The sequence below is a fragment of the Roseburia sp. AF25-13LB genome (assembly GCF_003478915.1).
Taxonomy (GTDB): domain Bacteria; phylum Bacillota; class Clostridia; order Lachnospirales; family Lachnospiraceae; genus Roseburia_C; species Roseburia_C amylophila.
Genome location: NZ_QUFO01000008.1, coordinates 103706 through 129701, shown reverse-complemented (window position 1 = coordinate 129701; position 25996 = coordinate 103706). Strand labels below are relative to the sequence as shown.

Sequence of the window (25996 nt, the reverse complement as noted above, 5' to 3'; positions counted from 1 at the left end):
GATACATAATAATGAAAAAGAAAAATGTAGTGGGGATAATCATTATAGCATTGTTTGCAATTGGAATAGTGGCTGCACTGATAGTATATAAAAAGATGCAGATGGTGCCGGAAAAATCACAGGTCGGGGAAGAACCGGAGACAGTAGTATTAAGTGCAGATGAGAATCCGTTCGGAATAGAGATAAAAAAGATAAATGAAGACTATGATTTGACAAGAAATTATTATAAAGATTATGACAATACAGGACTACAAAAGTATATCATTCCAGTTATTTTTACGGATAAAAGGTCGTATATTGCCGAGATGAGAGAATCCGGATATTGCCAATATGGATATGAAAGTAAAGAAGAGGGACTGGTTGCAGAGATAACAGAGCAGCAGCGAAAAAATTGGCTGGAGTTAACAGAAAAGGATATAAAAAGAGTAATAGAACAAAATAAGGATGAAGAATTATATCATTTTAGAATTAGTGATGATTACAAAATACTTTATCTGGATGTATCAAAAGAAATATTAAACAGTCAAAGTACCTTTACGGCAAAGATGAGCTCACTTATGACTTTGACATATGATTCAGAAATATATCATGTATTGAATGGAACCAAAAACTGGTCATTACAGATTATCGTAACTGATATGGAAACAGGAAATGAATTGGAAAATATAAAATTCCCAGATGAGGATTATAACTTATCAATTGAAACATGGGACAACCTGTAAAAATAGGTGGAGTATCAATAGCAATTTCAGCGGTATTATCATAAGAAAGTGGAGAAAATAAGAATGAAGAAGAAAAACATAGCAGGAATTATAGTAATAGCCATATTGTTAATAGGAATTGTGGCAGCGCTTGTAATATATAAAAAGGAGCAGGTAATACCGGAGAAAACAGAAACAGGAGAAGAAGAGGATACAATTATATTAAGTGCAGATAAAAATTCGTTTGGAATGGAAATAAAAAAAATAAATGAAAATTATGATTTGACGAAGGATTATTACAAGAATTACGATAACACAGGATTACAGAAATTTGAAATTACAGCTATATATACGAATGCAACTGATTTTATAAAAGAAATACGTGGAGCAACTGAGTATTGCCAATATATATATTTGGATGACGAAAAGAACATTATTATAGAGTTGAATGAAAAACAAAAGGAAAAATGGATAAAGAAAGCCGAAAAAAATATTAGTAATGAATTAGAAAAAACAGATGAAGATGAATTGTATAAAATATCGGTTTCGGATGATTATACCGAAGTTAATTGTCAGGTAGCTCAGAAGGCAAACGGACTTACATTTACGGCAGAACTAATGATTATATTTTTTAATTCAGAAATGTATCAGATATTAAATGGGAATGCAGAGTGGTCAATTCATGTTGTTGCAAAGGATTTATCTACAGGAGGAGAGTTGGTAAACATTTATTATCCGAAAGAGGTGTTTTCTATAACAGAAGAAACCTGGGACAACTTGTAAAAAATGAAATTGAACGGGAGAGAAAAATATGATGAGAGATTTTTCGCCAGGGGCAAAAGAACTGTTAATGCAATATGTTGATGATGTTATTGCTTCCGGTGTATGGGAAACAATTGAGAATGGAAAAGGAGAGTTTAATCAGGCGGGACAGGACTGGTTGAGCAAACTTGGTATTTCAGACTATTTGGATAATATGGAAGGATATTATCAGAATATTATAAGCAAGCATTCTACAACAAAAGAAGAGATTGAGCAAATTTTTTCAGATGTACAGCAAGTTGATACCAGATATATCGGAACAGTTGCCGGACTGGTAACGGCAGGAAATGCAATAATTACATATTTTACAGACTTAGCAGATAATATTAATCCGAATGGTGGAAATCTTGATATAGAAAAATTAAGAACAACACTGGAGGCTGACAGGGAACGATTAGACCAAATGCAGCAGAGTGTTGTAAGAAATTTAATTAAAGATGGAAAGGCAGAAGAAGCGAGGAAGTCTACGGATTTGACGAATTTGGTAATGATATTCGGACTGCAAAAGATATCTTTAAAGATTCTTTGCAAAGCTTCGGATTTACCGGTTATCAGATGGACAGCGTTGGTGCACTATACTTTGCACAGGCAAGACGATATGATGCCGGAGTTGGCAGATTTATCAGTGAAGACTTTATAAAGGGGCATATTGCTGCACCATATACAATGAACCATTATAACTATTGCTGGAACAGACCGTTGGATTTGGTTGATTTGAATGGTATGGAACCAACTGCAGGTGTGATAAAGGCATTGATGGATATGTTAAAATGTGATGAGACGGTATCGTACATTTTTTATACAACTGGAGAGAATTCTGATTTTACAGATCAGGCAAATTGGAAAAAAGAGCAGTTAGAGAGTGAAGGCAAAAATGTCGTAATGATACCAATTGCAAATGCAAATGATTTCGTAGATGGTTGGAATCATATGGGAATGACACCAGATGGAATTGCAAATATTGAGGATGTAGAAATATATACTCATTCAAATGAAACAACATTTATTTTTATAGATAACACAGAGACAGAAGCTTTAAGTATTTCAGGGAAAAATAAATCAGGTAAAGCTATTAAAGGAATATCAGATTTATCATATAAAGAGATAGAAAACTTGAATATATATGGTTGCAATTCAGGAAATTTGAGTACATACTTTATAGCAGGTTCTAATATCGCTTCAGAATTATCTAAGATAGTGAGTGGTGATGTTTATGCATATGACGGAAATGTGGCATTTGGTCCAACATGGACGAGACCATTTAGTAAATATGGTGAATATGAGGATCGATTATCCAATATACAGAAAAGTTATATAAAAATATCGGTAGAAAATAGATGGTTTTTTGAACCGATGGGAAAGCTTAGATATAAGGAGGGTAAATTAGATGGAAAATGTGATGAATAGAAGAAAGGGGAAAAGGAAGATGGTAGTTATAGGTATTATGGTTCTTATTTTTATAGTATTAGTTATATTTCTTAAAATGAAATACGGTACATATGGATTACACGATTTTAATTGTTTTTTCCGCCAAAGCAAACAGGAAATTTTAGAAAAAGATGGGGAGCCTGTTAACAGGGAAAAACTATATGGAAATTGCGAGGATATTAAATTTGAAAATATAGAATATACCTTTATTGGAAATTATATGGAAAGTGTTAGAATTACGGATTCTGGTATTCGATTTGGAATTTTACAAATTGGGGTAGGCTCATCAAAAAAAGAAGTTATGCTGGCATATGGATTAAAGGAAACTTTAAGTAATGAGGAAGAAAATGAATATGCGGTTCAAAATGGTATTTATTCAACATCATTCTATTTTGATGAAAATGACAGAGTATATAAAGTTGCATGTGGAAGGGGGGTATAGTGCAGAATGAAGTCAAAGGAGAAGAACAAGGGTGTTTAGAGTGAAATATAAGAAAGAACAAATCTTGAAGGGACTTCGTTGCTTTTCAATAGAAATAGCAATTTTATGGACAATTATTTTAATAGATACTTTAATAAGCACATATTATGGGAAGTATTCTGGTATACATTTGTCACAGGTTGTTGCAAGTATACCGAAGGAATATATGAATAGTGAAGAGTCTGAACATTACAAAACGGATAATGAATTTCTGATACAATCAAAGGAAAATGCTTATATGATTTATGGAATTGAATTGTCCAATGTCGATGAAAGCAGCTTGATAACTTTCCTGGATGAAGAGGATTTAAAAAAGTTAAAGTCAGCAAATTCATTCAGTCAGATATTAGAGGGAATCCAGGATGGAGTAGGATTCCTGTGGGGAGATGTGGTTACAGGAAATACAAAAAAATCATCTTATACATGTTATTATTTTTCTGCAATAGAAGAAGGACATGATGGGGATTACCAAGTATATATTATATTCTATATACAGGAAGATTTAAAATATATGGAGATATGTGTAATGGATGAGGAGCATGTTTTATCAGAAAAACAGAAAGAACATATGTGGTTATATACAGGTCGATGATAAGGGGTAAAAATGTGAAATAGATACTGGAATGAAGGATTGACTATTGAAATAAGATAGTCTGGTTTGTTAGGTAGGAGAAAAAAAGTGACAAATTTTATTTATATTTTCATGATTATAACGCTCATAGGTATAGGAATTGGCATAAGGGGTTTTAATAGTGAAGATAGCGATACCAAAACTACAATCAAAAATATTCCGCGAGGATTGAAAAAAGTTTTACTGATTGGAGAGAATGTACATAAGGTAGATATGGTAATATTAATTGGAACAATTATGTATTTGTTGTTTACGGTCGGGGTAGTAGGTATTTATCTGTTTGCAAATTATAAGCTAAAGGTTCATTTACAATATATATTAAGTGGAGCAGTTCTAGGCATTTTATTTGTAGAAATTTTTATCATTGTATCAGCAGCATACAGAGAAAAAAGAAATGAAACAAAACAGGTGCATGTACGTGAAACGGTTTATATATCGCACAAAGAAAAAGAAATTGTATGCGAACTGTTTTCAAAATATGTTATATTATCTAACAAATGTAAGAAGGATATAAAAGGAACGGTGTATATTTTTCCGGCAACCGTGTTTACTACAATTGATGTAGATGGGAATATATTTAGAAAGACATCAAATGGAATAGAATATTTATCTAATGTGGGCGCGTATAAAAGTTTGGCAGAGCAGTTGACGAATGAAGGATATCAGGTTATTCGTTTTGAAACTAAAATAATAGCCAACAGAAATATGACACTTGAAGAATTGTTAAATAAAATAGTGGATGTGATTAATGAAATTCAAAGTGAAACAGGAGAACATCCAATTTATTTTATCGGTCATAGTATTACATGTAATATTTTATTATTGCTACAAAAAAAGATAAAGCCACAGGGGCTAATTTTGTTATTTGGTGGTGGAGAGACGGGAAAACAACGGATTATAGCTAGAAGAAAAATGGATAAGTGGGGTAGAAGTAGAAAAGTTAAGGAAAGAGATATAGAAGGAGAATATGAAAAAGTAGAAAAGTTATTAGAAGAAGGAAATGTGGTTGTAGCAGATAAAGAATTATTTAATAAGAGAGCAGAATTTTGGATTTCAAATATGTTGGAAATAAAAAATCCGGTTTTGTGTATGGCATCAGAAACTGATTGGAATTATAACGGAAAAGAGATAGCCTCAATGGTGCAGAATCCCAAAATAACGTTTAAGATATTAACAGATATAGATGCTACGATGAGAGTTGGGTTTAGAAATCATAGGGCAGCAAATAACTTGACATATATGGGATATTTGAATCAAAAAGGGAAAAGAAAACCTGAAGAAGGGATAGATATACCATGGTATTCGGAAAAAATTGGAACATACATAATTGAATATATGGAAGCGAATAAAGAGTAATATAAAATATTCAAAAGGAGATAGAGGCATCGCCAAGAGGGGCAGAATACAATGGAAAAAATACAGGACTTTTTAGAAACAAAAAAGAAATACGAGGCAACATTATGGGATGATCAGATTGGATTTTTCTTATTAACAGTAATCTTTTTAGGCATACAAATATTGAATTCACGGAAGGTATTTGCTATTTGCGTAATAATAGAAATTTGCCTGCTGATTCTATGTTCAAGGATGGAGAGAAAAAAATATGGAAGTGTATTTTGTAGCTTTGTTCATGGAGAAATTTGGGGAATGATTTTTTTTGTAGATGGATGGGGCTTTATTGAAATGATGAGCAAACCCAATAATTATTTGATAATAGGAATAATGGGAACAATACTGATTGCATTGTGCTATTTCGGACGCTTTTGGTTAGTGAAAAAAAGAATACGCAATGGATGGTATGAAAAAGAAAAGAAAAAAGTGTCATATAGTAGAGAAATTGCAGCATCGGTAGCAATGCTAACCATTGCTACATTGAGAATATGTGGAAAACAAATCGGCTCAAAAATGGAAGGTATAGGTCATAATGAGACATGTGCGATTGTGGCTGTGTTACTTTTTTCAATTGCAATTTTTTCATCTTTGTGGGTTGATGCTGGTATGATGTATTATTATTTCAGAAAATATGAACAGGCTAATAAAAAGTAGAAATATTCTATTTTGATAAAAAAACAGAGTATATAAAATTGCATGTGGAAGAAAAGTATAGTGCAGAATGAAGTCAAAGGAGAAGAACAAGGATGCTTAGAATAAAAAACAGGAAAGAGCAACTCATGAAAAGATTTCGTTGTTTTTCAATAGAAATAGCAATTTTTTGGACAATTATTTTAATATATACTTTAATAAGTAAACATTATGTAAAGTATTATTATATACATTTGTCACAGGTTGCTGCAAGCATACCGAAGGAATATATGAATAGTGAAGAGTCTGAGCGTTACAAAACGGATAATGAATTTCTGATACAATCAAAGGAAAACACCTATATGATTTATGGAATTGAATTGTCCAATGTTGATGAAAGCAGCTTGATAACTTTCCTTGATGAAGAGGATTTAAAAAAGTTAAAGTCAGCAAATTCATTCAGTCAGATATTAGAGGGAATCCAGGATGGAGTAGGATTCTTGTGGGGAGATGTGACCGCAGGAAATACGGAGAAACCATCTTATATAATTTATTATTTCTCTTCGGTAGAAAAAGGGCAGGATGAAGATTATCAGGTATACATTATGTTTTATATAAAGGGAGACTTGAAATATATGGAGATATGTATAATGGATGAAGAGCATGCTTTATCAGAAAAACAGAAAGAACATATGGAATTGTTTACCAGATGATGTTAAAAGGTGACTTGGTCAGTTGCAGACTTCAATATGGAGATGAGGCTATGGTGAAAAAGGGCAAAGCAATTTTAAAACAAACAGGAGCAGGAATTTTTTCATATGTTTTGTTCTGTTTAGGTGGAGCATATGAGAGTTATTATCGTGGAGCCAATATGGGCTTTACAGCATGTATAGCAGTGTGTGTAATAGCTTTTATTATTTTGGGGGCAGTAGTTTCATTTATAAGAAAAGAATATGATTATAGAAAATACAATGCACATATATGTTTATTTATTTCGCTGGGACTTTTGATACAAATAATGGTGCAGGGAAATTTGCCGCCTGAAAAAAGCACAGCAATTTGTATTATAAGTTATGTGATTTCTATAATATTGGGAATTTGGGGGGCATTATTAACAACTGGAAAAATAGTAATAAAAAATAAAAATGTAAGAAGTACGTTAAAAATTATAGAAACAATGAGTTTATTTTTATTAACGTGTTTGTGTGTGGTAGGAAGACGATTTTTTGGACGCAGAGGAGCAGTATTATTCAATGCATTAGGAAAACAAAAAAGTTCAGTATTTTTTTGGTGTTGTATTATGATTGTAATGATGGTTGCAGCATTTATAAGTGCATTTGTAAAAGTAGATATAATTGTGAGACCAGACTTTTATAAATCCAGAAATGAAAATAGCAAATAAACCGGAAGTTTTTTCTTTGGTGAAGAAGAAAAGGATATATAAGGTTAGCGGCGATGTATTACTATTTCAGAAAATATGAACAGGCTGACAAAAAAGTAGAAACATTACTTTTATAGAATGGGGGAAAAAAGATGGTAAAGAGTAAAAGAAGAGCAAAGGCAGTTATAGGTATTATTATTCTTATTTTTATAGTATTAGTTATATTTCTTAAAGTGAAATACGGTACATATGGATTACACGATTTTAATTGTTTTTTCCGTCAAAGCAAACAGGAAATTTTAGAAAAAGAAGGTGACCCTGTTAGCAGAGAAAAACTATATGGAAACTGCGAGGATATTAAATTTGAAGATATAGAATATACCTTTATTGGAAATTATATGGAAAGTGTTAGAATTACGGATCCTGATATTCGATTTGGAATACTGCAAATTGGGGTAGGCTCATCAAAAAAAGAAGTTATGCTGGCATATGGATTAAAGGAAACTTTAAGTAATGAGGAAGAAAATGAATATGCGGTTCAAAATGGTATTTATTCAACATCATTCTATTTTGATGAAAATGACAGAGTATATAAAATTGCATGCGGAACAGGAGTATAGCGCGGAATGAATTCAAGGGAGAAGAACAAGGATGTTTAGAGTGAAATATATGGAGATATGTATAATGGATGAAGAGCATGCTTTATCAGAAAAACAGAAAGAACATATGGAATTGTTTACCCGCTGATAAAGAAAAATGCAAATACATTAGGACAAGCGGCAAGGGGATGAATGGAGATGGCAACACATTATGCTTTTGTTATTTATTGTATGGAAGTGATTGCTCTTTTAGGATGGATAATAATTTTATGTAAAGCCAATGGCGGAATTATATTTGAAGTGCAAACTTTTCGAAATAGTCAAAAAGAGATAGAGGTATCACCAAGAGGAGTCAGAATTTTTTCTAAGTGGGTTGGAGAAATATCCGGGATAATTATGATTGGCATTTTGGGAAAGGTGATTATGCCGGACATTCTATGGATACCGAATATATTGAAAGAAAAGTCAGCTGCAATGCCAAAAGAATCTGCTATGCTTACGGGAGTGATATTTTCGAATTATAAAGGAAAAATAGCATTTATTTGGATAGTAATTATTATTATGTTATTTGTTATGATAGAAAAAAGGGTGTTACGAACATTAACAAAAAGAGTGAAGGAAAAGAAAGAGTATACCGAAATCTATTTATGGGGAAGGGAATACTCAATTTTGCTTTTGCTGCAGGCATTTGTAACATCTGTATGTTTGCTTATATTGGTAGGCTGCCTTACAGGGGGATATACAAAATCTGTTGAGAAAATATGGAAAGTTTCTGTATGGGTTGAGTATGTTCTGGTATTCATTAACGGAATGTATGCACATCAGAAATTATTCATTTTTAAGAATGGAATTGTTACATATCATAAGTATGGAAAAGAAAATTTTGGTATAAAAGAAGATTTGGAAATTGTTATAGAAAAAAGTAATAGAGTACAAGTCAAATTTAAGGGGAAAGAAATATCGATATTAGAATGTACAGCAAATTCAAAAAGCGAATTAATAAATGTGCAGGAAATGCTGTTGACAAGCAGAAAAGAGCGTATAGAAGAAATTGGAACAGATGCGAAAGTGGCTGCGGAAAAGGAGAATGATACAGTTGATGAAACGAGAAAACCAGAGCGAAAAGTAGATTTTAGTAGTCTTCCCAATAACAGCAAAGTGCAAGTGGCAAAAGAGCGATTTATGATATACGAAGAAAAAAACAATAAGAAGATACTTTATTTATGTAAGGGAACTGAGAATTGGTATATAAAGAGTGCAAAATGGAGTATAGAGAGTAATGGTAATACTTTAAATATTAAGAAAAAAATTACATTTGCTCAAGCATTCTATATCTCCTTTATGACAGGTTATATTATAATTGCGGTATTGGCAATGATGTTGGGGATAGTTGCACTTTTTAGTCAGGATATGGTTTTTACGGAGAAAGCATTATTTGTTTGTATGGCTTTAGTATTAGATTCTTTGTGTATTTTTTTATGCTATATAGTGAATAAGACTTTTAATATAGAGCCTGTTAAGTATCTATATAAATATTTGGACGATATTCAAAGAGAGTATAAATTCAAGGGAGAAAAATTAAGTAATGCCGAACAGATATATTATTATGTTAATAATTACAACAATTGGAATGATGTTAGCATGTAGAGTGAGAAACTGTGATGAGAGATTTAGGAGAATAGTGATTAATGGGAAAATAAGGAATTTGTTTCTATTTCCAGTAGCAGTTTACAATCAAACGACAATTTTTTCCATGGTTGTATGTGTGAGTTATGAAATGCTAATTGGTGTGGCATTATTTTCTATCTATTTGCTTAATGCAAAAGCATCAACTGTATGCTTTTTTTGGGGAGCTTTTCAAATATTTTTTGCATGTGTGGCTGCGACAGTTGAATGCTTTGCAGAGTGGAAAAAACAAGAAGAAATGAAAGAAAAAATCAAATACTTTATATTATCCATTTGTTTTATGATTGCATCTATTGTTTATTTAGTAATGGAAATATGTGAATAATTAGAGCCAGTAAACTGAAAAATTGCATGCAGAGAGGTTAGGAGAACAAATGCAAAAGAGTAAACAAAAAGTGGGCCTTATCTACCAGAAAGATGTAATTGATGAAATAATGGAAAAATACACAGGAAATATATATATTACAAAGTCGCTATATCTAAATTTTAAAAATGAAATAGATGAAGGAGCAGCAACAAAGGCAATACATATTATTTGAATTATGATGAATGGGATGGAAATGTATTTGAAGCACAAACTTCTGTGAATAGTTAGAAGGAGATAGAGGCATCGCCAAGAGGGGCAGGATACAATGGAAAAAATACAGGCTTTTTTAAAGACAAAAAAGAAATACGAAGCTAATTTATGGAATGATCAGATAGGATTTTTCCTAATAACAATTATCTTTTTAGGGGTGCAAATATTGAATTCATGGAAGGTATTGGCAGTCTGTACCATAATAGAAATTTGTCTTCTGATTCTTTGTTGGAGGATGGAGAGGAAAAAATATGGAAGTGTATTTTGCAGTTTTGTTCATGGAGAAATTTTAGGGCTGATTTTTTTAGTAGATGGATGGTGCTTTATTGGGTTAATGAGAAAACCAAATAATTATTTAATGATAGGAATAGTGGGAACAATACTGATTGCATTGTGTTATTTTGGACGCTTTTGGTTAGTAAGAAAACGAATACATGACGGATGGTATGAAAACGGAAAGAAAAAAGGATCAAATGGTAAAGAAATTGCCGCATCAGTTGCAATAATGACTTTTATGACACTAAGATTATGCAGAAACCAAACCGGGTCGAAACTGGAAAGCATGGGTCAAAATGAGACATATGCAATTGTAGTTGTACTACTTTTTGCACTTGCAATGTTCACCTCTTTGTGGGTCGATGCTGGTATGATGTATTATTATTTCAGAAAATATGAACGGGTTAATAAAAAGTAGAAACATTTTGCCTTGATAAAAATGACAGAGTATACAAAACTGTAGGTGGAACAAGAGTATAGTTCATTTTAAAATTAGTGATTAGAGCTGGTGAAAACAGATGATGAATAAACAAACAAAAATATTATATTTCAGTAGTATATCACAATGTAATGAGAGGGCTGGCAATATATTGTGGTCTAATTTTAGGAATAATTGTTATATTAAAACTTACTGGTGACAGATATGGAATTGTGTCAATTCTTGTCCTGCTTGAATACGTAGGGATTGCGTTCTTATTAGTTTATGGAATCGGGTTCTTCATAGATGGATATTACATTCAGGATGAGAAAATAGTTTATTATCATAATTTTAAAAGACGAAAGAAAGATTTATCTGAAGTGAAGTCAGTTATAATATCCAATATCTATCTTTATCGACGAAATTTAAGAGTAAATATATATAAAAATGGCAAATTCGTTCATTGTCCGTGGATAACACTCTTTTTTGAAGAAATTGATGCGGGATTATTGGTTAAAGATAGAAAAGAACTAAATACACTGAAGGTTGAACATCAATTATACAAGAATTGTTCTAAATATGGTTTCATTTATAAAAATAATATGGACAAGTTTTTAATGAATTTTACCGGAGAGGTATATATAGCTAAAACCGTATATTTAAATTTTGAAGAAGAAATGAAGAAATTATTTGGATCAAAGGTGATATATATTATTCCGGATACGGGAGGAGAGAATTAGAAGAGGAAAAGTTGTTTGGTATTTTTACAAATCAGATAAACATAGTTAAAAGAAATGGAACAGAATATCGATTCTTTTTAGAAAAAAGGAATAAGGTAGTAGAGTTTTTACAGACGAGGTGATAAAGAAAATGCACTTATTCATAAAATGTATTATGTTTTCTGTCTGGATGTGGTTTATAGTTAGGTTTTCAGAAAAACCATCAGGCAGAAGAAAAATTTGGATAGATAATCGATTCTTATATGTATTTACCTGGTTGTGGCATTCTTATGGAGAAATTTCGATTATGGGGTTGATGTATGCGATAGGTGTACAGGTAGTTGATATTATTGGAGTTGTTTTTTATTTATTGATGCCATTAAATAGAGAAATAATATGCATTTATTGGTTAAAGTTTCTTTTGGGAGTTCTGTTTTGGGCTGCTGGAATTGGAATATTTGATATGGCAAAAAATGCAGAAGAGAAAAGAGAAAAAATTCTACTGTATTTTAGTTGTTTTTCAGTTTTAGCTTTTGGGATATGGTATGCATTATATTTAATACTGGCGGATTTTATAGAATTATTTTAGATGAGGTGATAGCATGAAATATATTTTAATTATATTAATAATTTTAGCATTTGTGATAGGAATTTTTGATTTAAAGTTTATGCTTGAATGTAAGAAAGAGCAGAAAAATAATAAAGCAGAAGCATTTATCTATGTAGGGGATAAAAAAATAATATGGATATTTGGAATTCTGTTTTATATAATTAGCGTTTTGGAATGGGTGATTCTGTTATTTTCATTAGAAATAGCGTCACTATTTCTATTTCTTTTTTGCTGCTGTATGGTTCAGCTTGGTTTTGCAACATTTTTGTGTCAGCATTTTACATATTCGGCAGTATTTATAAAGAAAAATGAAGTATTTTACTATGCAGAAAGAAAACTAAAAAATATCCCAATCGGGCAAATCACCGGGGTTAGTGCAATGCCGGGAAATGTGGCATATCTGTTTTTTAATGAAAACAAGGAAAGACTGTTTGAACTTCAAATGAAAAAAGCTAATGCGAGAAAAATGCTGGAATATATCATAGATAGACAGCAGAACAATTAGAAGAACGAAAAGGAGCAGATTGCGATGGGAATCAGGGAAAAGTTGCATCTTTTTAAGAATAAAGATAATGCGGAGGAAAATAGTTCCAAAGAGGCAGCAAGAAAGTGTGTATTAAAAGTACAGGATAAGTTCCGCCTTAGAAATACAGATGATATCGTGGTTGTAGGTGAACTGAAGGGAAAAATACAGGTAGGTGATGCTGTTTACATGAGTAATTTTTCGGATGATGATGGAGAAATACTGGTGACAGTAGTGCTCGGAATAGAAGTTGGTCAGGGAAAAGCTGTGCGTGAAGCAGAAAACTGCCGGGTAGGATTGAAACTGGAGCAGGCTGGAACTTATCCGATAAAATGCGGAACAATGGTATATTCAAGAGCTGCAACAGTTGCAGAAGTACATGATGCCTATATTTCCGGTTTGGGAGATACTTATGTATCGTCAAAACAACTGGTACTTTCACAGAAAGAACTTGATGAGTTAAGCATTACGGATTGTTCAGAAATCTGGCGTTTGTATGCGTGGTATAAAACGAAAGTAATTCCGGCAAAGGATGATGCTGAGAAAGAAGAAGTCCGAAAGCGGATTGGTGTAATTGCGAAAGCCCTTGTTCAAAAGGTATTGGAAGCACCTGCTATTTATTGCGTATACAGTAAAATCACAGGAGAGCCGGCACTTTTTTCCCAGACAGTAGACCGACAGGATGGCGCATATATGTGTACACCGCCTGATATCTGGATTCTGACTAAGGCATATAAGGATATATTTAAAGTCAGATTTCCAGAAGAACGGTATGAAATCAGAGAGATTAAAAACGATGACTCCCATAAGGCAATTTACAATTTCCTTGGATACTGTTTTTATATGAACGGTGCCTGTGGAGTCAAAGTGGTAAATGAAAATACGGCAATAGCAGCGCCGGAATTTGTTCCGGAGCCGGACTACAGCAATATACCGGAAATTAGCGTTCCGGTTACTAATCCTGACCTGGTAAGATGGATGCTTCTGATTGCTCAGCTTGGGCAGCCGGCAACAGACGAGCAGAAACTTATTTACAAATTATATTTTAGATTTCTGTCCATAGAAATGACAAAAGCCAGGTTTATTATTCCAACCAAAACGTCAGAAGATTTTCCAGAGCCGGATGAAAATGGCAAGACAGTACTGAAAAAGGATATGCAGATTTCACTTCCGACCATAGAAGGAAAGCACAATAATGCAGCGGTCAGAATGTATACGGACTGGAAGCGGCTGCAGGATGCTATGGGAGATGGCTGGAAAGGAATGGTACAGCCGATAGAAGGAATCATTGACCAGTTTGACTGTGCCATCAATCTGACCGAGCATGAGAAAGCCGGCTGCTATGTCGATAAGGAAATGTTCCGGGAAATGCAGTCCTTTGAAAAAGATTTCCAACAAAATAATTGACAAGAAATGACAAAGAGAGTAATCTATTAACAGAAAAAGTAATTTGATGAATGGGAGTATGAGTTATAAGCGATAGCTAGTACAAATATCACATAATTCAGATATGTTGGAATTCTCCAGCGGTAATCCCCATTTGAGACTAGTTAATATATGCAGGCAAAGAGAGTTATTATGTTAGTGTATTGTGAGCTTTTATTTGCATATTAAAAAATTATGAAAATCTAATTTACATAAAAATTTTCTTATGTAAGTTGATGATTTAGTAGGCAAATATAGTTTAAAGAGAGAATGGTAGTTGCTACAAATAGGTGGATAATCATGTATTATCTTTCAAAAATAGACAGGACAATCAGACACTGCCTGTCAGATTAAATAATATTTTGATGTATATGCGGAGAAATGACAACAAACAAAAGAAACTAGGTATAATTTATGAATAATAAAGATTTATTTGTGTTTAAGTTTGTGGATCGTGAGATAGAACGAAAAATTGTAAGGAATTTTCTTTTAGATTCTAATACCGAAAATATTTTATGGATTCATGGAGAAAGTGGAGTTGGAAAAACTGAATTAATAAAGTATTTTATGAGTTGCTTCCCATATAAATTTATTCATGTTAATCCTATTAAAAAACAAATAACAAGTTACTTTTCTTTGTTTATAAGAGAACTAGAAAAACAGAACACTTCATTAGCTGGTTTTATATTTAAAAATTATAAAAAAATTAAGAATATTTCTAATAATACGATTTCTGATATCAACATTAAAACAAAGATTTTGATGGGGATTTTAGAAATTGGTGAAAGCATTTTTATAGATGCAAAGGATGATTTTTTTTCGACTGCAAATGTACTTGGCCAATATATTCAATATATCTCAAAAAAGGAAAAATATATTTTTGTTTTTGATAATTTTCAGCAATGTGATACAAAATCATTAGAAAGAATACAGGAAATTACTCAAAATCTTTGGGGAAAAGAAAATATAAAGTTTATTTTTATAACAACGGATCACACAATATCATCTGATTCGGAAATAATCAAATTTCTTCTTGAAAAGAATTCTTTAATTTCTATTTCAATTGAACCATTTGATAATAAAGATTTTTTCTTAGATATTTTATTAAATATTTATACTCTTGATGGAATTACTACTACAGAAATGGATCAGCTTTATGAAGCGTGTAATGGCATACCAGAGAAACTAAAGAATTTTTTGAGAAATATGTATCTTGCTGATGGTATAGAATACTATAAAGATAGCAGTCAAGCACGTCTAATACCAGGCAAGTTTAAAGATGTATTGTGCAAAGGCGTAGATAGCACAGATTTAGAAGCTTTAAATCTTCTTGAAAAATTAGTATTCAATATAATTATATGTTGGAATGATTCTATGCCTCTCTCACTTTTAAATGAAATATCCCAATATATTGCTGGTGAAGTATTATATTTGCCAAGTGAATTGAAGTCACAAATAATGGCAAGTATATACAATTTATTCTCACTTAATATTCTTGAATTATGTGAGAATAGGGTAAGAGTAAAACATGATTTGGTGTATTTATCTTTTCTACCGAAGTATGCTGCAATACCAGAAGCTATACTCTATAGTAAATTGTATGAATATATAAATTCTAATAAAAAACAAGTGGTTGACATGTATTCTCAATCTTTTTTTGATCTTAACAATGCCTTGTATTCTTATAAAGCAGATATACAATCATGGCAACAAATAAATTTAGATTGTTTAAAAATCTTAGTTGAACAAAAAGATTATAAAAATATAAGTATCATAATAAGTCGGTTAGAAAGAAGCCTGACGTGTTTTGAGACGTCTGATTTATTATTTTTAGCGGAATGTTTTTATAATTGTGGTAAATACGACAAAGCAAGAAATATTCTTAATTATACACACAAAAAATTGAATTCAGATAAAAACTATTTTCAATACTACTACTTATCTGGGAAAATATTCAATATGATGATGGATAAAGAAAGTGCGGAGAAGGAACTTATATTATCGCAAAAGTATATTTTGCCACAGAGTGAAGAAGAAATTTTGGTAAAGCATATGCTTCAACTTATATTAGTAGAAGTGGTCGGACGAAAAGATGAGGCAAAAGAAATTTTTTATTCTATATCTAAACATCTTGATAAGTACCCGGAGAATTCCCAAGCACTTGCAACATTATTGAAAAATTGTTCAAATTACTATACTGGAAAACAAGCATTGAGTTTACTTAAAAAAGCCTTAGAAATAAGCGAAAAAAATAATGATTTAGTCGAAATTGCATTTATAAAAAATAACATGGGGTACGAGCAATTTAAGCTAAACAATTACGAAAAATGCAGAACTTTATATAAAGAATCCATCAATATTTTACAACAGACCAAAATACACGAAAGTGCATATCCATTGAGCAATTTGGCTGTTTGTCATATGATTAATCAGGAGTATGATGAAGCAATTGCGTTAATTAATCGAGCCTTTTTTTGGAACTGTTCTAATTACTTGGAATATGTACTTAATACACATTTAATGTTATGCTATGAACAAATCGGGAAAAATAATGAGTCATACAAAATAGCTAAATGCCTATTGGATAAACTTGAATCTGGTAAAATAAATGATCCAGTTATTTTGAGAAAAGTCTATTTAAATTTGGCTATAAATTTTGACAAGTTGCAGATAGAAAGTTATGCAAAAGAATGTGCAGAAAAAGCATATGTTTTTTCTACGAATACTTCTTCTGAATATAGAGCAGCGAAAATCTATGAGAAATATGGTGGAAGACCAACTAAAGATCTATCTACATTACAAAATCAATATTGTACAAAATATTACTTTGATCATTGGCTTACTATATTTTCTCACGATTAGAAATGCGTTTATCAATTGTGTCCATGTACTCGAATAAGATATCTTTAAATGAAATATTATATTTTTTACAAATAATAGCGCATTCGGAAGTACTACTGACACGAGGGACTGAATTTATTTCAAGAAAATATAGTTCCCCTTTTTCAGTAACACGGTAATCAATGCGCGCAATATCTCTAGCTCCCATATGTTCAAAAATTTGTTGTGATGTTTGCTGTATTTTCTGGCACATACTTGCAGCGATAAAATCAGAGGCAGTATATTGTTTCCTTAATTTTTGGGACTTTTCTTTAAGTCCCAAAACCTCTTGCGAAAAATAAATCTTGTCATTAATACTTGTAAGTATCACTTCGTTAAAGCGATAGTCATTAGGATTTCCTATGATTAGATTCGTTATTTCATAGCCAGGAATATATTCTTCTATAACAATTTCGGTAAAGTTATTCAATTTTTTTAAAGCAGTTTCTAATTGTTGAATATTGTGGCATACGCTAGTATCTGAAATGCCAAGTGAAGACCCTTCGGTATTAGGTTTTACAATAAGAGGATAATTCGGTAATTCTATGTCATGTAAAGAAATATTTTTATTGGTAAGGCGATTAATCAAAATACCCTCTGGAATATTTATATTTATTTCTTTGACAGATAATTTAGAATAATGTTTATTATTCATCAATGCAACTGTAAATGTTGGAGAACCTGAATAATGAACATTTAACATTTCACATAACATAGGTACTTGTATCCTACTATATGGCTGTGTTAGTCCGTCAGACATATTTATAAATATGCAATCAGTAAAGGATTTTTTTTGAATATATGCATCAATTAGTTGGTTTACTCCACCAAAAATCTCACAAGTATATCCACCAGTATTTAAAATCTTACAAATTTCTTCAATGCTATTTCGAGTTGGATGATCATTAAATATCGTGTTCCCAGTACTTAAATTTTCAAAGTCTTCTCGAAAATCACATATTATTTTTATTTTTTGCATTTGTCATTTCTCCGCATATACATCAGAATATTATTTAATCTGACAGGCAGTGTCTGATTGTCCTGTCTATTTTTGAAAGATAATACATGATTATCCATCAGTTATAGTTCATTTAAATCCTGTTATACAAACAATGACAACATTCCTTCCAAGAATGAAACAAAGAAAACAAAAGAATGAATAAGTATATGAATAAAAAGAACTGCCAGAAAAGCAATACTGCCAATTCTAACAGTCCTTTTTATCTTTTACCCCACCCTGAAATCCTTCCTTGGATGTTTGTTCATCAGAATGTCCCGCTGCTTTGCTGTGGAAACATGGGTGTAGATTTCCGTGATGTGGATGGAACTGTGACCAAGCATTTCCTGGATGTAGCGGATATCCACATCGGCTTCTAAGAGGCTGGTGGCGAAGGTGTGGCGGAACATGTGCGGAGTGATGTGCATATCAATGGAAGCAAGGCTGCAGTATTTCCGGATGGTTCGGCGGACGTACTGGTCGGAGAGAGGACGTCCTGCCTGGTTGACGAAGAAGCGGTTGGTACGCTTAATATCAGGAAGGTAATATTTCCGGTATTCCAGCAGGGTGTGGACAACATCGTCATTGCCAATCTGGAGGAGCCGCTCTTTGGAACCTTTGCCGAAGATAAGCAGAGTCCGGTTGGAAAGGTTGATGTCATCCGGTGTGATGGAACACAGCTCAGAGATTCGGATGCCGGTGGCGAAGAGCAGTTCGATAACAGCAGCATCCCGGAGCGCATTTTTACGCTGGAAATCGGTAGCGGCGTAGGAGTATTGGTGATAGATAGAAGATAAAAGCAGTTCAATCGTAGGAAGCGGAATGGTTTTAGGAAGAATCACCGGTTCCCGGAATTTGATATGCAATTTGTTAAAAGGGTTGGAGACAATGCGGTCGCGGTAGTCGAGGTAGTGGAAAAAGGCTTTGAGGGAGGCAAGCTTTCGCTTTACGGTTTTGGGCTTGAATTGTTCATGAAGGGAGGCAACATAGGACTCTAATATGGCAGGAGAGATGTCAGATATACTGTAAGCAGAAGGAAAAGCAGCCGCAAGGCTGGTACCAAACTGTGTAAGGTCGATGCGGTATGCTTTTAAGGTTTTGCCATCAAGGCGTTTCTGGGTGCGGCAGTAGGTTAAATACTGGTTCATTTCAAAGTTAAAATCATGCATAATAAATACTCCTTTGTATGTGGCAGGAGGCTGTCCTGCCTGAATATAGATATAAGAGTATATCATAGAAAAATTTTTTATAAAAATTTCCAACTTCATATTGACAATTTGAAATCCCAAGCGTATTATGAACATATGAACAAATGCTCATATGTTAAAACGACCTGGAGGTGAGAAGATGGCAATGAACGATGTAGAATGCTGCGAAGAAAACTGCATTCATGCAGAGCTTCTTAAGAAGGCACGGGAGAAGATGCCGGATGAAGATGAATTATATGATCTGGCAGAGCTTTTTAAAGTATTTGGTGATTCTACCAGAATCCGGATCCTGTTTGTATTATTTGGCTCGGAAGTATGTGTGTGTGATCTGGCAGAGACGTTGAACATGACGCAGTCAGCAGTATCCCATCAGCTTAAGATTTTAAAACAGGCGAAGCTGGTAAGCAGCAGGCGGGAAGGAAAATCCGTATTTTATTCACTGGCAGATGAACATGTAAGAACCATTATCGACCAGGGCAGAGAACATATTGAAGAATGAGGAGGATATTATAATGAAGAAAAAATTTAAATTGGAAGACTTAGACTGTGCAAACTGTGCAGCAAAAATGGAAGATGCAATCAAGAAAATCCCAGGAGTCAATGATGCTGTAGTAAGCTTCATGACACAGAAGATGACCATCGATGCAGAAGATGAGCGTTTTGAAGAAATTATGGATGAAGTAGCCAAAGTATGTGCAAAGGTAGAACCGGACTGCCGGATTCTGCGATAGGAGATAGCTTATGACAAAGAATCAGAAAAAAATGCTGGAACGTATTCTGGTTACTGCAGTGCTGTTTGTAGCACTTCTGGTATTGGAACACGTTGGTGTCTTAGAACAGATTACACAGCCAGTCCTGATTTTTATTATTTATCTAGTACCATACCTTTTGATTGGCTATGATATTATATTTAAAGCATTCCGGAATATCAGTCATGGACAGGTATTTGATGAGAACTTTCTGATGATGATTGCAACGTTTGGAGCATTTGGAGTACGGGAGTATTCCGAGGGTGTTGCAGTTATGCTGTTCTATCAGATTGGAGAACTTTTCCAGGGCTATGCCGTTGGAAAATCCAGACAGTCCATTGCAGATATGATGGACATTTGTCCGGAATATGCCAATGTGGAAGAGGATGGCAAATTAGTCCAGGCAGATCCGGATGATGTGGAAATCGGCACTGTCATTGTGGTAAAACCGGGCGAGCGTATTCCGCTGGATGGAATTGTAGTAGAAGGTGAGTCCATGGTCGATACCGCGGCACTGACCGGAGAATCTGTTCCAAGAAGAGCAGCAGAAGGTGATGAAATCATCAGCGGCTGTGTCAATGGAAGCGGTACTTTAAAGGTAAAAGTAACAAAAGCATTCGAAGATTCCACAGTATCCAAGATTCTGGAACTGGTGGAGAATGCAAGCAGCAAGAAAGCAAGAGTGGAGAACTTTATCACCAGATTTGCAAAATATTACACTCCGGTTGTTACCATTGGAGCAGTAATTCTTGCAATCCTGCCACCGATTATTTTGGGCGGCGGCTGGGCTGAGTGGATTCAGAGAGCCTGTATTTTCCTTGTTATTTCCTGCCCGTGTGCCCTTGTAATCTCCGTCCCATTGGGATTCTTCGGCGGTATCGGAGCATCTTCTAACTTAGGTGTTCTTGTAAAAGGAAGTAACTATTTAGAGGCAGTGGCTGAGATGACCACTATCGTATTTGACAAAACCGGTACACTGACCAAAGGCGAGTTCAAGGTATCTGAGGTACTTCCGGTAAATGGAAGCAAAGAGGAACTCTTAGAGCTTTCAGCCCATGTAGAAGGATATTCCAATCATCCAATTGCTAATTCCGTGCGTGAAGCCTATGGCAAAGAACTGGATATGAACCGGGTAAATGGAACAGAAGAAATTGCCGGACATGGAATTCATACATTTGTAGATGGAAAAGAAGTATGGCTTGGAAATGCCAAAATGATGGCAGCCCGGAATATTTCCTATACCGAAAACAGTAGTGCTGGAACCGTGATTTATGTTGCGGTAGATGGAGCATTTGCCGGAACCATTGTAATTTCCGATTCCATTAAGGAGGGCGTAAAAGAAGCTATCCATAGCATGAAGAAGGTAGGCGTGAAGAAATGCGTTATGCTGACCGGAGACCGTAAGGCAGCAGCACAGGCAGTAGCAGATGAACTGGGACTGGATGAAGTGCATGCAGAATTACTGCCGGGTGACAAGGTAAGTCAGGTTGAGGCACTTCTGAAAGAACAGCATGAGAAAGAAAAACTTGCATTTGTGGGTGATGGCATCAACGATGCACCAGTACTGACCAGAGCAGACATTGGAATTGCAATGGGAAGTATGGGGTCTGATGCGGCAATCGAAGCTGCAGATGTAGTTCTTATGGATGATGATGTACGAAAGATTGCATCTCTTGTGAAGATTGCAAGAAAGACACTTTCCATCGTGCACCAGAATATCGTATTTGCACTTGGCGTAAAAGCAATTGTGCTGATACTCGGTGCATTTGGTATTGCCAATATGTGGGAAGCAGTATTTGCAGATGTAGGTGTATCTGTCATTGCAATTTTGAATTCCATGCGGACACTGCGCATTGCAAAGAAATAGTATAAAGGCGTTTATTGAGAAAAAGAATCAGTAAACGCCTTTCTTTTACCAAACAGATAGTCTATACTAACAAAAGTTACAAAAATCTAACAGGAAGTCGGAAATAGTACAGCATTGGGAAAGAGGGAAGCAGGAGTAACAAAATAAAAGAACTGAAAAAAGAGTCAGAAAAGAAAAAGGAGGATGAATATGTTTCTGGAGATTCAGGATTTGAAAAAAAGTTTTGGACAGGGAGAGGCAAAAACAGAAGTTTTGAAGGGAATTAATTTCTCTGTTGAAAAAGGTGAGATTTGCGTATTGTTAGGACCGTCTGGTTCCGGTAAATCAACACTTTTGAATATTATTGGAGGAATTGATAGTGCAGACAGCGGCTATATTTCCATCAATGGAGAGAAAACAGCAGATATGAACGAAAAGGCACTGACGAATTACCGCCGCCGCCATTTAGGATATGTATTTCAGATGTATAATCTGATCCCAAACCTCAATGTGAAGGAAAATATCGAGGTAGGAGCATATCTGAGTGATAAATCATTAGACATTGACGAATTGCTTAAGACACTGGAACTTTATGAGCATCGTCATAAGCTGCCAAACCAGTTATCCGGTGGACAGCAGCAGCGTACAGCCATTGGCCGTGCCATTGTAAAGAACCCGGATATTCTGCTCTGTGATGAGCCGACCGGAGCACTGGATTACAATACATCCAAAGAGATTTTGAAGCTGATTGAGGATGTAAATCAGAAATATGGAAATACCGTTATTATGGTTACCCATAATGATGCCATCAAAAACATGGCAGACCGTGTCATTAAGCTGCGTGATGGACAGATTCGAAAGGATTACACCAATGAAGTGAAGATTCCTGCACAGGAACTTGACTGGTAAAGGCGGTGATGAAAGTGAAGAGTCCATTAAGAAAACGAATTCCAAGGGAATTGAAAACAGATTTTGGAAAATATCTTGTGATTTTCCTGTTCCTGATAGCTACTATCGGATTTGTATCGGGATTTCTGGTGGCAGGAAGCAGTATGATAACTGCCTATAATGAGAGTTTTGAAAAGTACAATATTGAAGACGGTAATTTCGAGCTGATGGAAGAAGCTGACGATACCCTGCTTACAGAACTGGAAAAAGAAGGCGTAACAATTTATGAGAATTACTATCTGGAAGAAGAGGTGGTAAATGGCAAGTCAGACAGTACCCTCCGTATTTTTAAACCGAGAAACGAAGTGGATAAAGTATGTCTGATGGATGGAGAAATGCCGCAGCAGGAAGATGAAATTGCAATTGACCGGATGTATGCGGACAATAATTCCTTAAAAGTAGGAGATACCATTAAAGTAGGCGGTGAGAAAAAGACCATCAGTGGTCTTGTGGCATTATCAGATTACAGTGCTCTGTTTTCCGATAGCAAGGATCTGATGTTTGATGCCATAAAATTTGGCGTTGCCATTGCCACAGAGGGTGCCTTTGATGCTTATGGTACCGGAAATCTCCATTACAGCTATTCCTGGAAATATGAAAAAACTCCGGCTGATGATACGGAAGCAAAAGAGAAAGCAGAAGATTTTATGAAAGTGCTGGGCAGTAAGGCAGCAATAGCAGCATACATACCGGCATTTTCCAATCAGGCAATTCATTTTACGGGAGATGATATGGGTGGAGACAAAACAATGGTAATGACGTTGTTATATATCCTGATAGCGATTATGGCATTTGTCTTTGCAGTTACCACCAATAATACGATTACAAAAGAAGCGGCAGTCATCGGAACGCTGCGTGCATCCGGCTATACCAGAGGAGAACTGCTGCGGCATTATCTGCATCTTCCGGTACTGGTGACAATCGTAGCAGCAATTATTGGAAATATACTTGGCTATACCGTATTTAAAAATATGGTAGCAGATTTGTACTATGGAAGCTATAGTCTGCCGACCTACCATACCATCTGGAATGGGGATGCGTTTATCCTGACAACGGTGATTCCGGCAATCATAATGATTGTTATAAATCTGCTTTTGATTTCTTCCAAACTGCGTATTTCACCACTGAATTTCCTGCGCAGGGATTTGGGCAGAAGAAAGCGGAAAAAAGCAGTAAAACTGCCGCATTTCAAATTCTTTAACCGGTTCCGTATCCGTATTATTTTACAGAACCGTGCGGGCTACCTGACTTTATTTATCGGTATTGCTTTTGCAGAAATTCTGCTGGTTTTCGGCATGATGATGTCACCACTTTTAGAGCATTATCAGGATGAAGTGCTGTCCCACATGCTTGCAGATTATCAGTATGTATTAAAAGCACCGGTTCCAACGGAAACAGATGGCGCAGAGACTTATCTTGCCGGTAGTTTAAAGACAATGCCGACAGAATTCAGCAGCGAAGAGGTCAGCGTCTATGGAATTGAAAAAGACAGTGCTTATGTTGATATTGATTTCCCAAAAGAAGGTGTTTATATTTCGGATAGTTATGCAGAAAAATACCGGCTTGCAGAAGGCGATACCATTGAGTTAAAGGAAACTTATGGAGATAAGAAATACAAGTTTAAGGTGGCTGGAATCTATGAGTATCCGGCAGCGGTGGCAATTTTTATGCCGGAAGAGGAATATCGGGATGTATTTGACAAAGAGGAGGATTATTTCAATGGATATTTCTCCGATAAGAAGATTACCGATATTGAGGATGCCTATATCATGACGACCATTACAGAAGATGACCTCACCAAGGTATCAAGACAGCTTGATGTATCTATGGGCGGCATGTTCTATCTGATGAATGTATTTTCTGTTGCACTGGCAGCAATCCTTATTTACCTGATGACAAAGCTGATTATCGAGCGGAATGCTTCATCCATATCCATGGTTAAGATATTGGGTTACAACACCCGAGAAATTGGGAAACTGTATCTGACAGCCACCACCTGGATTGTGGTGATATCCGTTATCCTGGGTGAAGCAATTGCTACCGAGACCATTAATGTCATCTACCGGGCAATGATGAGTGATTACTCCGGCTGGCTGAGCATCTACTATGACCCGAACATCTACTGGAAGATACTTCTGATGGTACTGGCGGCATACTTCGTAGTTGCATTCTTCTGCCTGGGTAAGATTCGGAAGATACCAATGGACGAAGCTTTGAAGAATGTAGAGTAGAACTTGAAAATGTAATATTGCAGCGAAACTGCTGGTATTTTTATACAAGTATATTTTCATCCCACCCAGCCAAACTAAAACCATATCAAACTAACTGAAATTCTTAATATGATAAAGAATTCTCACCACGCACATTTTATGTTGACAACAGAAATGTAATTAGTTATGATAAACACAAGTTAGGAACAGCTAACTAGAACGAAAGGAAAAGAAACTATGAGTACAGAGATTCTGGAAATTGTACAACAGATGGATTTACACAATGCAGAGACGCAGTTAGCGTTACAATGTGCCCCATTGATCGCAGGAGTAAAGATATCCAATCTCTTAGTCGTTTCAACAGGCATGGAGGATGCGGTAAAACAGTGCCTGAGAAAATCCGGAATTTCATTCCTGCTACTGCTCAGGACCAGGGAAAAAGCTCGTTACCTTCTTTTTCGGAAGAAACCGTTGGAGGCGTATCTGATGCGTAAAGAGATATGGGAGCTGCTGCAGGAGTCCGGTTATCAGGACTTTACGCTCGGAAATATTCTCAGTACGTTTCAGAAACGTTACCAGGGTTATATGTGCGGAGAACCTGGCTTTCCTCATGAAATGGGATTGCTGCTTGGCTATCCGGTAGAAGATGTAAGAGGGTTTATGGAACAGAATGGACAGAATGCACTCTATCAGGGTTACTGGAAAGTGTATGCGCATGTTCCGGAAAAGAAACGTCTTTTCGCACGCTATGATATGGAAAAAGAGACCATCATCCAGCTTCTCTCCAATGGAGTGGGAATGCGGGACATCATTGGTATTTATAATGACAGCATGCCGCAGAAAGCGGCTGTTTAGGAGG

At 34.9% G+C, this 25996-nt stretch carries 28 protein-coding genes; 26 read left to right on the top strand and 2 right to left on the bottom strand.

Annotated elements, in window-relative coordinates; translation table 11 throughout:
• Window positions 1-11: 11 nt before the first annotated feature.
• From DWY37_RS11775 to DWY37_RS11690, 20 genes are all read left to right on the top strand, one after another.
• Window positions 12-722: a hypothetical protein gene (locus tag DWY37_RS11775; protein WP_118542588.1), complete on the top strand. Its 711-nt coding sequence runs from the start codon at window positions 12-14 to the stop codon at window positions 720-722.
• Between the two features lie 63 nt (window positions 723-785).
• Window positions 786-1484, top strand: a complete 699-nt coding sequence (locus DWY37_RS11770; RefSeq protein ID WP_118544518.1) for a hypothetical protein — start codon at window positions 786-788, stop codon at window positions 1482-1484.
• Between the two features lie 28 nt (window positions 1485-1512).
• Complete coding sequence (locus tag DWY37_RS16145) at window positions 1513-2163, top strand: hypothetical protein (RefSeq protein ID WP_118542554.1); 651 nt, start codon at window positions 1513-1515, stop codon at window positions 2161-2163.
• Complete coding sequence (locus DWY37_RS11765) at window positions 2049-2930, top strand: RHS repeat-associated core domain-containing protein (RefSeq protein WP_118542556.1); 882 nt, start codon at window positions 2049-2051, stop codon at window positions 2928-2930. The genes DWY37_RS16145 and DWY37_RS11765 overlap by 115 nt, the downstream gene beginning before the upstream one ends.
• On the top strand, window positions 2911-3393 hold the full coding sequence (locus tag DWY37_RS11760) for a hypothetical protein (protein ID WP_118544520.1): 483 nt from the start codon (window positions 2911-2913) through the stop codon (window positions 3391-3393). Before DWY37_RS11765 ends, DWY37_RS11760 begins: the two co-directional genes overlap by 20 nt.
• 40 nt (window positions 3394-3433) lie before the next feature.
• Window positions 3434-4024 (top strand): hypothetical protein, encoded by a 591-nt coding sequence (locus tag DWY37_RS11755; RefSeq protein ID WP_147403594.1) that lies wholly within the window; start codon window positions 3434-3436, stop codon window positions 4022-4024.
• Window positions 4025-4111: 87 nt separating this feature from the next.
• Complete coding sequence (locus DWY37_RS11750) at window positions 4112-5419, top strand: esterase/lipase family protein (RefSeq protein ID WP_118544522.1); 1308 nt, start codon at window positions 4112-4114, stop codon at window positions 5417-5419.
• A 51-nt stretch (window positions 5420-5470) separates the two neighbouring features.
• Window positions 5471-6109 (top strand): hypothetical protein, encoded by a 639-nt coding sequence (locus DWY37_RS11745; protein ID WP_118544523.1) that lies wholly within the window; start codon window positions 5471-5473, stop codon window positions 6107-6109.
• Window positions 6110-6375: 266 nt separating this feature from the next.
• On the top strand, window positions 6376-6798 hold the full coding sequence (locus DWY37_RS11740; protein ID WP_147339152.1) for a hypothetical protein: 423 nt from the start codon (window positions 6376-6378) through the stop codon (window positions 6796-6798).
• A 50-nt stretch (window positions 6799-6848) separates the two neighbouring features.
• A complete protein-coding gene (locus DWY37_RS11735) occupies window positions 6849-7487 on the top strand; it encodes a hypothetical protein (protein ID WP_118544524.1) in 639 nt (212 codons plus the stop codon).
• Between the two features lie 131 nt (window positions 7488-7618).
• Window positions 7619-8086 carry a hypothetical protein gene (locus tag DWY37_RS11730; RefSeq protein ID WP_118544525.1) on the top strand — a complete coding sequence of 156 codons (468 nt, stop codon included), beginning with the start codon at window positions 7619-7621 and terminating at the stop codon, window positions 8084-8086.
• Between the two features lie 177 nt (window positions 8087-8263).
• A complete protein-coding gene (locus DWY37_RS11725; protein WP_118544526.1) occupies window positions 8264-9712 on the top strand; it encodes a hypothetical protein in 1449 nt (482 codons plus the stop codon).
• On the top strand, window positions 9672-10076 hold the full coding sequence (locus DWY37_RS15725) for a hypothetical protein (protein WP_147403593.1): 405 nt from the start codon (window positions 9672-9674) through the stop codon (window positions 10074-10076). The genes DWY37_RS11725 and DWY37_RS15725 overlap by 41 nt, the downstream gene beginning before the upstream one ends.
• 49 nt (window positions 10077-10125) lie before the next feature.
• Entirely contained in the window at window positions 10126-10290 is a 165-nt protein-coding gene (locus DWY37_RS15860; protein WP_158575696.1) for a hypothetical protein, read from the top strand.
• 93 nt (window positions 10291-10383) lie between these two features.
• Window positions 10384-11022 carry a hypothetical protein gene (locus DWY37_RS11715; RefSeq protein WP_117842040.1) on the top strand — a complete coding sequence of 213 codons (639 nt, stop codon included), beginning with the start codon at window positions 10384-10386 and terminating at the stop codon, window positions 11020-11022.
• Window positions 11023-11174: 152 nt separating this feature from the next.
• Window positions 11175-11762 carry a hypothetical protein gene (locus tag DWY37_RS11710; RefSeq protein WP_118544528.1) on the top strand — a complete coding sequence of 196 codons (588 nt, stop codon included), beginning with the start codon at window positions 11175-11177 and terminating at the stop codon, window positions 11760-11762.
• 130 nt (window positions 11763-11892) lie between these two features.
• The gene (locus DWY37_RS11705) at window positions 11893-12330 is read left to right on the top strand and encodes a hypothetical protein (RefSeq protein ID WP_118057188.1); all 438 of its coding nucleotides are present in this window, start codon (window positions 11893-11895) and stop codon (window positions 12328-12330) included.
• A gap of 13 nt (window positions 12331-12343) precedes the next feature.
• Window positions 12344-12856, top strand: a complete 513-nt coding sequence (locus tag DWY37_RS11700; protein ID WP_118544529.1) for a hypothetical protein — start codon at window positions 12344-12346, stop codon at window positions 12854-12856.
• 24 nt (window positions 12857-12880) lie between these two features.
• Window positions 12881-14281 (top strand): SseB family protein, encoded by a 1401-nt coding sequence (locus tag DWY37_RS11695; RefSeq protein ID WP_118542548.1) that lies wholly within the window; start codon window positions 12881-12883, stop codon window positions 14279-14281.
• Window positions 14282-14713: 432 nt separating this feature from the next.
• Window positions 14714-17161, top strand: coding sequence for a tetratricopeptide repeat protein (locus DWY37_RS11690; protein WP_118544531.1), 2448 nt, complete (start codon window positions 14714-14716; stop codon window positions 17159-17161).
• Here DWY37_RS11690 and DWY37_RS11685 read toward each other — a convergent pair.
• On the bottom strand, window positions 17142-18158 hold the full coding sequence (locus DWY37_RS11685; protein WP_118544530.1) for a D-alanine--D-alanine ligase family protein: 1017 nt from the start codon (window positions 18156-18158) through the stop codon (window positions 17142-17144). The genes DWY37_RS11690 and DWY37_RS11685 overlap by 20 nt on opposite strands.
• Window positions 18159-18406: 248 nt before the next feature.
• On the bottom strand, window positions 18407-19345 hold the full coding sequence (locus DWY37_RS11680; RefSeq protein ID WP_117698029.1) for a tyrosine-type recombinase/integrase: 939 nt from the start codon (window positions 19343-19345) through the stop codon (window positions 18407-18409).
• A gap of 178 nt (window positions 19346-19523) precedes the next feature.
• Here DWY37_RS11680 and DWY37_RS11675 point away from each other — a divergent pair, with 178 nt between their 5' ends.
• From DWY37_RS11675 to DWY37_RS11650, 6 genes are all read left to right on the top strand, one after another.
• The gene (locus tag DWY37_RS11675; protein WP_117698030.1) at window positions 19524-19883 is read left to right on the top strand and encodes an ArsR/SmtB family transcription factor; all 360 of its coding nucleotides are present in this window, start codon (window positions 19524-19526) and stop codon (window positions 19881-19883) included.
• A 13-nt stretch (window positions 19884-19896) separates the two neighbouring features.
• Window positions 19897-20115, top strand: coding sequence for a cation transporter (locus tag DWY37_RS11670; RefSeq protein WP_117698031.1), 219 nt, complete (start codon window positions 19897-19899; stop codon window positions 20113-20115).
• A 10-nt stretch (window positions 20116-20125) separates the two neighbouring features.
• Window positions 20126-22000 (top strand): heavy metal translocating P-type ATPase, encoded by a 1875-nt coding sequence (locus DWY37_RS11665; protein WP_118542160.1) that lies wholly within the window; start codon window positions 20126-20128, stop codon window positions 21998-22000.
• Between the two features lie 189 nt (window positions 22001-22189).
• Window positions 22190-22888 carry an ABC transporter ATP-binding protein gene (locus DWY37_RS11660; protein WP_118542162.1) on the top strand — a complete coding sequence of 233 codons (699 nt, stop codon included), beginning with the start codon at window positions 22190-22192 and terminating at the stop codon, window positions 22886-22888.
• A 14-nt stretch (window positions 22889-22902) separates the two neighbouring features.
• Complete coding sequence (locus DWY37_RS11655; RefSeq protein ID WP_117698033.1) at window positions 22903-25158, top strand: ABC transporter permease; 2256 nt, start codon at window positions 22903-22905, stop codon at window positions 25156-25158.
• 216 nt (window positions 25159-25374) lie between these two features.
• Entirely contained in the window at window positions 25375-25992 is a 618-nt protein-coding gene (locus DWY37_RS11650; protein ID WP_117698034.1) for a DUF3793 family protein, read from the top strand.
• Window positions 25993-25996 lie beyond the last annotated feature (4 nt).

What these genes read in the sequence shown, in the direction of transcription:
- DWY37_RS15725 (WP_147403593.1), top strand. Translation starts at nt 9,672, where the DNA reads ATGTTAATAATTACAACAATTGGAATGATGTTAGCATGTAGAGTGAGA.
- DWY37_RS11695 (WP_118542548.1), top strand. Translation starts at nt 12,881, where the DNA reads ATGGGAATCAGGGAAAAGTTGCATCTTTTTAAGAATAAAGATAATGCG.
- DWY37_RS11660 (WP_118542162.1), top strand. Translation starts at nt 22,190, where the DNA reads ATGTTTCTGGAGATTCAGGATTTGAAAAAAAGTTTTGGACAGGGAGAG.
- DWY37_RS16145 (WP_118542554.1), top strand. Translation starts at nt 1,513, where the DNA reads ATGATGAGAGATTTTTCGCCAGGGGCAAAAGAACTGTTAATGCAATAT.
- DWY37_RS11700 (WP_118544529.1), top strand. Translation starts at nt 12,344, where the DNA reads ATGAAATATATTTTAATTATATTAATAATTTTAGCATTTGTGATAGGA.
- DWY37_RS11670 (WP_117698031.1), top strand. Translation starts at nt 19,897, where the DNA reads ATGAAGAAAAAATTTAAATTGGAAGACTTAGACTGTGCAAACTGTGCA.
- DWY37_RS11690 (WP_118544531.1), top strand. Translation starts at nt 14,714, where the DNA reads ATGAATAATAAAGATTTATTTGTGTTTAAGTTTGTGGATCGTGAGATA.
- DWY37_RS11705 (WP_118057188.1), top strand. Translation starts at nt 11,893, where the DNA reads ATGCACTTATTCATAAAATGTATTATGTTTTCTGTCTGGATGTGGTTT.
- DWY37_RS11775 (WP_118542588.1), top strand. Translation starts at nt 12, where the DNA reads ATGAAAAAGAAAAATGTAGTGGGGATAATCATTATAGCATTGTTTGCA.
- DWY37_RS11675 (WP_117698030.1), top strand. Translation starts at nt 19,524, where the DNA reads ATGGCAATGAACGATGTAGAATGCTGCGAAGAAAACTGCATTCATGCA.
- DWY37_RS11735 (WP_118544524.1), top strand. Translation starts at nt 6,849, where the DNA reads ATGGTGAAAAAGGGCAAAGCAATTTTAAAACAAACAGGAGCAGGAATT.
- DWY37_RS15860 (WP_158575696.1), top strand. Translation starts at nt 10,126, where the DNA reads ATGCAAAAGAGTAAACAAAAAGTGGGCCTTATCTACCAGAAAGATGTA.
- DWY37_RS11740 (WP_147339152.1), top strand. Translation starts at nt 6,376, where the DNA reads ATGAATAGTGAAGAGTCTGAGCGTTACAAAACGGATAATGAATTTCTG.
- DWY37_RS11710 (WP_118544528.1), top strand. Translation starts at nt 11,175, where the DNA reads ATGAGAGGGCTGGCAATATATTGTGGTCTAATTTTAGGAATAATTGTT.
- DWY37_RS11650 (WP_117698034.1), top strand. Translation starts at nt 25,375, where the DNA reads ATGAGTACAGAGATTCTGGAAATTGTACAACAGATGGATTTACACAAT.
- DWY37_RS11725 (WP_118544526.1), top strand. Translation starts at nt 8,264, where the DNA reads ATGGCAACACATTATGCTTTTGTTATTTATTGTATGGAAGTGATTGCT.
- DWY37_RS11730 (WP_118544525.1), top strand. Translation starts at nt 7,619, where the DNA reads ATGGTAAAGAGTAAAAGAAGAGCAAAGGCAGTTATAGGTATTATTATT.
- DWY37_RS11680 (WP_117698029.1), bottom strand. Translation starts at nt 19,345, where the DNA reads ATGCATGATTTTAACTTTGAAATGAACCAGTATTTAACCTACTGCCGC.
- DWY37_RS11760 (WP_118544520.1), top strand. Translation starts at nt 2,911, where the DNA reads ATGGAAAATGTGATGAATAGAAGAAAGGGGAAAAGGAAGATGGTAGTT.
- DWY37_RS11745 (WP_118544523.1), top strand. Translation starts at nt 5,471, where the DNA reads ATGGAAAAAATACAGGACTTTTTAGAAACAAAAAAGAAATACGAGGCA.
- DWY37_RS11715 (WP_117842040.1), top strand. Translation starts at nt 10,384, where the DNA reads ATGGAAAAAATACAGGCTTTTTTAAAGACAAAAAAGAAATACGAAGCT.
- DWY37_RS11685 (WP_118544530.1), bottom strand. Translation starts at nt 18,158, where the DNA reads ATGCAAAAAATAAAAATAATATGTGATTTTCGAGAAGACTTTGAAAAT.
- DWY37_RS11665 (WP_118542160.1), top strand. Translation starts at nt 20,126, where the DNA reads ATGACAAAGAATCAGAAAAAAATGCTGGAACGTATTCTGGTTACTGCA.
- DWY37_RS11770 (WP_118544518.1), top strand. Translation starts at nt 786, where the DNA reads ATGAAGAAGAAAAACATAGCAGGAATTATAGTAATAGCCATATTGTTA.